Below are 7,481 nucleotides of genomic sequence, written 5' to 3' on the forward strand. Positions count from 1 at the left end.
CGGACTCGACCGCCCGCTCTCCCCACCCCACCCGCCCGTCGCGCCCACCGGCTGAGGTTGCGTTTCCCTGATGTCGAGTCACCACACCGCGCCCGCGCGGGAACCAGCACGGCTACCGTCGTACTTCCAGATGTTTCTGGACGACGGCGAAGGGGCGTACCCGGCATGAGTTCCGGAGACGAGCACGAGACCTCCGGCGGTTACGGAGGCACCGGCCAGACCCGAACCCGCTACCCCCAGACCCCGGGCGACGTCTACGGCGGCGCCCGCAGAGGCGGCCGGTCCTCCTCCAGAAGCCTGGTGACAGTCGTCGGAGTAGTCGTCCTCCTCATCGCCGCCATCGCCTTCGCGAACCGCGGCGGCAACGACTCCTCCTCCAACGACACGACCGTGTCCGGCGGTTCGAAGCCGGACGCGAGTTCCACGGCAGCGAGCGGGACGAAGCCGGTGGAGACGAAGGCGGGCGGGATTCCGTCGGGGTTCGCGCAGAACGAGCAGGGAGCACAGAGCGCGGCGGCCAACTACTCCATCGCGCTGGGCTCGACCGACATGTTCAACACGGCCAAGCGGCACGAGATCGTGAACACCGTCTTCGCCTCCGATGTCGCCGCGAGCCGCCAGCAAGCCCTGGACACCGCGTACTCCAGCGCGAGCTTCCTGAGCAACATCGGCCTCAGCAAGGACGGCACCGCGCCGGCCGGCCAGACCTTCATCTCCCGGGTCGTCCCGGTGGGCACCAAGGTCACCGCGTCCAGCACAGGCACCACCACGGTCGCCGTCTGGTACACCTCGCTCTTCGGGCTGTCCGGCGGGAACTCGACCAACCCCGTGTCCGAGAGCTGGTACACCACCACGTACGAGCTGAAATGGCTGGACAACGACTGGAAAGTCACCGACTTCCAGCAGAAGGACGGCCCCGTGCCGGTCGGACGCGACCAGAGGGCCTCCACAGCCGACGACATGACAAAGGCCGTTGAGGAATTCGGAGGGTTCACGTATGCGCGCTAACCACCGCTTCCTCAAGGTCACAGCGGTCCTGGCCGCTGTCCAGGCCACCGGGGTGCTGCTGGCCACCCGTGCCCTGGCCGCTCCTTCTCCCTCGCCCACGCCGACGAAGAGCAGCGACCCCTGCGACCTCATCCGCGGCCCCGCGAAGGACTACTGCGAACGCGGTTCCGGCGACAAGGGCTCCACCACCACCCCCAGTCTCACCAGCACCCTCGACCCCCTCTCCTCCCTAGGAAAAGGCTGCGCCGACGCCGCCTCCTGGACGATCGACAAGCTCAGCGAAGCGGTCAAGGAAACAGCGAACGTCGACTTCACGAACCAGCGCTTCCTTCAGCAGTACGCGGTCGTCTTCGCCGCGTCCACCATCCTCACCCTCCTCCTGTGGCTCCTCGCGGTGGCGAAGCGCGCGGTCCGAGGCGTCCCCCTCACCACCGCGATCTCCGAGGCCATCGGCTTCCTCTGGCTCACGGTCATCGCCTCCGCGTTCACACCCCTGATCCTGTACACAGTCGTCTCCGCCACGGACGGCGTCACGGACGTCCTCGCGAAGACGACCGGCAACCAGACCGACACCTTCTTCGGCACCTTCTCCGGCGCCCTCGCCAAGGGCGACAACATCGGCGGCGGCCCGATCATGCTGATCGTCGTCTCCCTGGTCAGCATCCTCGCCGCCGGCGTCCTCTGGCTGGAGCTCGTCATCCGCGCCGCCCTCCTCTACGTCGGCGCCCTCCTCGGCACCGTCGTCTACGCGGGCCTCGTCGACAAGAACCTGTGGGGCCACGTCCGCCGCTGGGCGGGCATCATGATCGCGGTGATCCTGGTGAAACCGGTCATCGTCATCGTGCTCGGCCTGGCCGGCGCACTGTCCTCCGCCGACGGCCCGGACTCGTTCTCCGCCGTCGTCTCCGGCCTCGCCATCATCCTGCTGGCCATCTTCGCCAGCGCGATGATCTACCGCTTCGTCCCCGGCTTCGGCGACGAGATCGCCAACGGCCGCAACAACCGCATCATGCAGGGCGCCGAGGGCAAGGCCGCCGCGGTCATCAGCTCCCCGGCCACCATGGTCGCCCAGGGCATCAAGACCCACAGCGCCCGCACGAACGACGGCGGAGGCGGCGGCCAGTCCTCCGGCGGCGCCCGCCCGTCCAACCCGGTCTCCGGCGGCGTGGCCGCCCACAGCAGCCGCCCCTCGGGCGGCGGCGGAGCAGTCCCCACCTCCGCGCCCCCGCCCCGCCAGAGCCCGGCGAACACCCCGCACGCCAGCAACACCCGCAACAACCGCACGGGAGGTGAAGGGCGTTGACGACAGAGTCCCACCTGTCCCATCCGATCACGCCCCGCCGGACATATCTCATCGGCCGGGCCCGGCCGAACGCGATCGTCGGCAAGAACCGGGAGACCGGCGAGATCGCGCTCATCATCGTGGGCGCGTTCCTCGGCATGATGTGCGGGCTCCTCGTCCCGGTCCTGTCCCTGCGGATCGTGCTGCTGACGGGCTTCCCGCTGCTCGCGCTGATGGCGGTCTACGTGCCGTACAAGCGCCGTACGTTCTACAAGTGGTTCGAGATCAACCGCAGTTACAAGCGGACCCTGCGCAACGGCACGACGTACCGCTCCTCCGTCATGGAGGCCGGCGTCCACCTCGACGGCCGCGAGGTAGAGATCGGCCCGCCGCCCGGCATCGGCCGGATCAACTGGCTGGCCGCCCCCTTCGGCCCGGACGAGATCGCCGTACTCCTGCACGCCGACCGCCGTACGGTCACCGCCGCGATCGAGATCGAGGGCCCGGGCGTCGGCCTGCGCGACAGCGAGGACCAGGAGGCCCTCGTCGACCGCTTCGGCACCCTCCTCAAGCACGTGGCCAACGGCGACGGCTTCGTCACCCGCCTCCAGATGCTCGCCCGCACCCTCCCCGCCGACCCGGACGCCCACGCCAAGGACGTCGCCCAGCGCGGCGACGAGAAGTCCCTGACCTGGCTCCAGCAGTCGTACGACCAACTGCAGTCGATGGTGTCCACCAGCAGCGAGCAGCACCGCGCCTACCTCGTCGCGTGCATGCACTTCACCCGCGAACTCTCCTCCGAGGCCAACGCGATGGCCCGCGCGTCCCGCCCCCAGGCGGGCCGCAAGCTCGACCGGGACGCGGGTCTCGCCGTCGTCATGGCACGTGAACTCACCGACATCTGCTCGCGGTTGCAGGAGGCGGACATCCGCGTACGGCAGCCGCTCGGACAGGGCAGGCTCGCCTCGCTCATCCACTCCATGTACGACCCGGACCACCCCATCGACCACATCCAGGCGATGACGAAGCGCAACGCCTGGCCGGCCGAACTCGACGCCATGGAACCGACGTTCCTCCAGGCGAAGACCCGCGAGTCGTCCACCCGCGAACCGTGGTGCCACGCCACCGCCTGGGTGAAGGAGTGGCCGATGACCCCCGTGGGCGTCAACTTCCTTGCCCCGCTCCTCGTCCACACCCCGGACGTGATCCGCACGGTCGCCGTCACGATGGACCTCGAACCCACCGAGGTCGCCATCGAACGCATGCTGACCGAGAAGACCAACGACGAGGCCGACGCCTCCCGCGCCGCCAAGATGAACCGCACCGTCGACCCCCGCGACGTCGCCGCCCACGGCCGCATGGACCAGCGCGGCGAGGACCTGGCGAGCGGCGCGGCCGGGGTGAACCTGGTCGGCTACATCACCGTCTCCTCCCGCAATCCCGAGGCCCTCGCGCGCGACAAGCGCACGATAAGGGCGTCCGCCGGCAAGTCGTATCTGAAGCTGGAGTGGTGCGACCGCGAGCACCACCGCGCGTTTGTGAACACACTGCCGTTCGCCACCGGCATCCGGAGGTAGGGCTCAGATGCGGGATCCGCTGTCCGTCCTCACCGACGCCTTCACGTCCTTCCTCTTCGGAAAGATCGAGTCCACCCGTCTGCCCGTCCGCACCTCGACGGGCCAGGCCCAGGCGGTCTATCTCCCCACGGCCGCCCCCGGGTTGGGCGACTCCGGCGTCATCATCGGCCGCGAGGTCTACTCCGGCAAGGGCTACATCTACGACCCCTTCCAGCTCTACGGCCAGCAACTCCCCGCCCCCCACTGGCTGGTGCTCGGCGAGTCCGGCAACGGCAAGTCGGCCCTGGAGAAGACGTACGTCCTACGCCAACTCCGCTTCCGCGACCGCCAGGTCGTCGTCCTGGACGCCCAGGGCGAGGACGGCGTCGGTGAATGGAACCTGATCGCGGAGGAGTTGGGGATAACTCCTATCCGCCTGGACCCAACAGCCGCCCTGGACATGGGAATCCGCCTCAACCCCCTCGACCCGGCGATCACCACCACGGGCCAACTCGCCCTGCTCCGCACGATCATCGAGGTGGCGATGGGCCACGGCCTCGACGAACGCTCGGGCTTCGCGCTGAAGGTGGCGCACGCCTACGTCAACGAGACGATCGTCGACCGCCAGCCCGTCCTCATGGACATCGTCGAGCAACTACGGCACCCGGAACCGGAGTCGGCCGAGGCGATGAACGTCGCCATAGACGACGTACGCGCCTGGGGCCTGGACGTGGCCCTCGTCATCGACCGCCTGGTCGACGGCGACCTGCGCGGCATGTTCGACGGCCCGACGACGGTGGGCATCGACCTCGACGCCCCCCTCATCGTCTTCGACCTGTCCCACATCGACCGCAACTCCATCGCCATGCCCATCCTGATGGCCATCGTCGGCGTCTGGCTGGAGCACACCTGGATCCGCCCCGACCGGAAGAAGCGCATCTTCCTGGTCGAGGAGGCCTGGCACATCATCAACAGCCCCTTCGTGGCCCAACTCTTCCAGCGCCTGCTGAAGTTCGGCCGCCGACTGGGCCTGTCGTTCGTGGCGGTGGTCCACCACCTGTCGGACGTGGTTGACGGGGCCGCCGCAAAGGAAGCGGCGGCGATCCTCAAGATGGCGTCGACGCGCACGATCTACGCCCAGAAGGCGGACGAAGCCCGGGCAACGGGCCGGGTGTTGGGGCTACCACGCTGGGCAGTGGAGATCATCCCAACCCTCACCCCCGGCATCGCGGTCTGGGACGTCAACGGCAACGTCCAGGTGGTCAAACACCTCATCACCGAGACGGAACGCCCGCTCGTCTTCACCGACCGCGCGATGACCCAGTCCTCCCGCGACCACGACCAAGAACTCACCGACGACGCCCTGCGCGCCGCCGAGTTGGAGGCGGAGGAACGCGCGGCGGCCTTCATGGAACAGCACTTGAGCGATCTCGACGGCTCCTCCGAGTCCACGGTGGCGTGAGAGGCGAAGAGGCGAGATGAGACCGAACGACGAACGGGAACGCCGAGGAGGCATCCCCGACGGCCTGTTGATCGGCCTGCTCGCCTTCCTCCTCGGCATGACCCTGCTGGTGTGGACGGCCACGGGCCTGGCGGCCCTGTTCTCCAAGGGCGCCTGGCCCACGGGCGTGACCTTCGCCCGCACCCCGCTGGCCATGCGCCACCTGATCGGCCAACCGCACGACATCACCGGCGCCTGGCCGGAGACCCCACCCACTCAACTCTCCGGCTACGGCCTCTTCTGGGGCCTGTTCATCGGCCAGCTGATGGTCCTGTTCGTCCTGACCGTGTTCACGATGGGCACGGTCGCGAGATGGCGAGCGGTACGGGCCCGGGCCCGAACGGAGCAGCAGGCGCCGGAAGTTCACGAGGTCCCGGCCCAAAGACCGGAACCACAGCCGCAGCCCACGGCCGTCTTCGAACAGCCGCCGAGCGCACCTCCGCTCGCCCCTGCCTCAGCTTCTCCGATGAACGGTGAACGGGTGGGTGGGTGGGAAAAGATCTTCGTGGCACCGCCGGAAAGCCGCCAAGCAACCGCAACCCAGGCCGTACGGGACGCGGAAGGCCCAGCCCTGGTAGTCACGTCGAACAGAACGGTCTGGCAGGACACCAAGGACGCCAGAGCCAAACTCGGCCCGGTCCTCCTCTACGACCCCACCCACCTCTGCGACACCCCGGCCCGCCTCCACTGGTCCCCCACCACGGGCTGCGAGGACAAGCAAACAGCGGTGAGACGAGCCGCCGCCCTCCTCGCCCCCGTAAAACCCACGGCGAAAATCGACCAGGCCGTGGCGGACACCGCCGAAACCCTCCTCCGCAGCTACCTGCACGCAGCCGCGATCGACGGCCGCACCATCCGCCACGTCCACCGCTGGTCCCAGGGCGCCCAGATCCAGGACGCCGTACGAACCCTCCGTACGAACCCCAAGGCGGCCCCCGGCGCGGCGGGCGAACTCGAAGCCGCGCTCACCTCTCACCCCGAACGCCGGGACATCGCCCAGGAGTTGACGAGCCGCGCACTGTCCTCCCTCTTCACGGTCAACATCCGCGAAGCCTGCACACCCAACAGAACTGACGCGCTCTCCTTGGATTCCTTCGTGAACGAAGGGGGCACGCTTTATCTGGTAGGTGAATCCATCGAGGACCCCCGTACGAACCCGGGTGCGATGCCTCTGCTCACCGCCCTCGCATCAAGCGTGGTCGAGCGCGGCCGGCACATGGCCGAACGGTCATCGGCCGGTCGCCTCGACCCACCAATGACGCTCGTCCTGGACGACATCGCCGCGGTCGCCCCGCTCCCCCAACTCCCCGACCTTCTGGCCACCGGAGCCGACCGCGGCCTGCCCACCCTGGCCCTCCTCCGCTCCCAGGAACAGGCCAGAGCCCGCTGGCCGCACCACGAACTCCCGGTGTAGCACCAGGACTTACGGCACTCCGCGGCTACGGCCGCTCGAACTCCATCTCCAGCTCGCGCTCGTCCGCTTTCCCGGCCAGCGGCACGACGACGCCCGTGGGCACGAAGCCGACCTTGCCGTAGAACCGCCGGGCCCGTTCGTTGTCCTCGTGCACGATGAGCCGTACCCGCTCGACACCGCGTCCCCAGGCCCACTCCAGGGCCGCGTCGAACAGCACCTCGGTCAGTCCGATGCCCCGGACCTCCGGGCGCACGAACACCCCGACGATGTGCCCCTGCTTCCGCTCGACCGCGAAGCCGGCCCAGTCGACGGTCCCGGCCTCCTCAAGAAGCACGGTCAACGTCCCGACCCACTCGCCGTCGGGCCCCTCGGCAATGATCTGCTGAGCCTTCTCGGCACCTTCGGCGGCCCCTACGGCCCGCTCCTGGTAGAAGGAGTCCGGCTGGGCCTTCGCCGCCTCATAGGTCTCCATGAAGGCGAGATGCGCGACGGGATCCTGCAGGGCGACCAGCCGCAGTTCCTTCACCGCTGCCCACTCGTCGGCGCGTATCGAACGGATCTTGTAGTTCATGTCTGCCACGGTAGCCACCGTAGCCGAAACGCAGAAAACCCCCGCACCGGAATTCGGTACAGGGGTTTTCGCAATATTTGTTCGGCGGCGTCCTACTCTCCCACAGGGTCCCCCCTGCAGTACCATCGGCGCTGTAAGGCTTAGCTTCC

At 68.5% G+C, this 7,481-nt stretch carries 6 protein-coding genes; 5 read left to right on the top strand and 1 reads right to left on the bottom strand.

The genetic code is table 11. The features are described from left to right. Positions 1-165 precede the first annotated feature (165 nt). From ACIBJH_RS44070 to ACIBJH_RS44090, 5 genes are read left to right on the top strand one after another with little or no spacing between them, the layout of a single operon-like run. Complete coding sequence (locus tag ACIBJH_RS44070; RefSeq protein WP_399122610.1) at positions 166-1,008, top strand: hypothetical protein; 843 nt, start codon at positions 166-168, stop codon at positions 1,006-1,008. After that, positions 998-2,311 carry a hypothetical protein gene (locus ACIBJH_RS44075; protein WP_399122611.1) on the top strand — a complete coding sequence of 438 codons (1,314 nt, stop codon included), beginning with the start codon at positions 998-1,000 and terminating at the stop codon, positions 2,309-2,311. Before ACIBJH_RS44070 ends, ACIBJH_RS44075 begins: the two co-directional genes overlap by 11 nt. Further along, positions 2,308-3,867, top strand: a complete 1,560-nt coding sequence (locus ACIBJH_RS44080; protein WP_399122612.1) for an SCO6880 family protein — start codon at positions 2,308-2,310, stop codon at positions 3,865-3,867. Before ACIBJH_RS44075 ends, ACIBJH_RS44080 begins: the two co-directional genes overlap by 4 nt. Before the next feature lie 7 nt (positions 3,868-3,874). Then, a complete protein-coding gene (locus ACIBJH_RS44085) occupies positions 3,875-5,308 on the top strand; it encodes an ATP-binding protein (protein WP_317884262.1) in 1,434 nt (477 codons plus the stop codon). Between the two features lie 16 nt (positions 5,309-5,324). Next, the gene (locus ACIBJH_RS44090) at positions 5,325-6,761 is read left to right on the top strand and encodes a type IV secretory system conjugative DNA transfer family protein (protein WP_399122613.1); all 1,437 of its coding nucleotides are present in this window, start codon (positions 5,325-5,327) and stop codon (positions 6,759-6,761) included. Between the two features lie 25 nt (positions 6,762-6,786). Here the strand turns inward: ACIBJH_RS44090 and ACIBJH_RS44095 are convergent, their stop codons facing one another. Continuing rightward, positions 6,787-7,332, bottom strand: a complete 546-nt coding sequence (locus ACIBJH_RS44095; protein WP_399122614.1) for a GNAT family N-acetyltransferase — start codon at positions 7,330-7,332, stop codon at positions 6,787-6,789. Positions 7,333-7,481: the final 149 nt, after the last annotated feature.

The sequence above is a fragment of the Streptomyces sp. NPDC050548 genome (genome assembly GCF_044457385.1).
Lineage (GTDB): Bacteria > Actinomycetota > Actinomycetes > Streptomycetales > Streptomycetaceae > Streptomyces.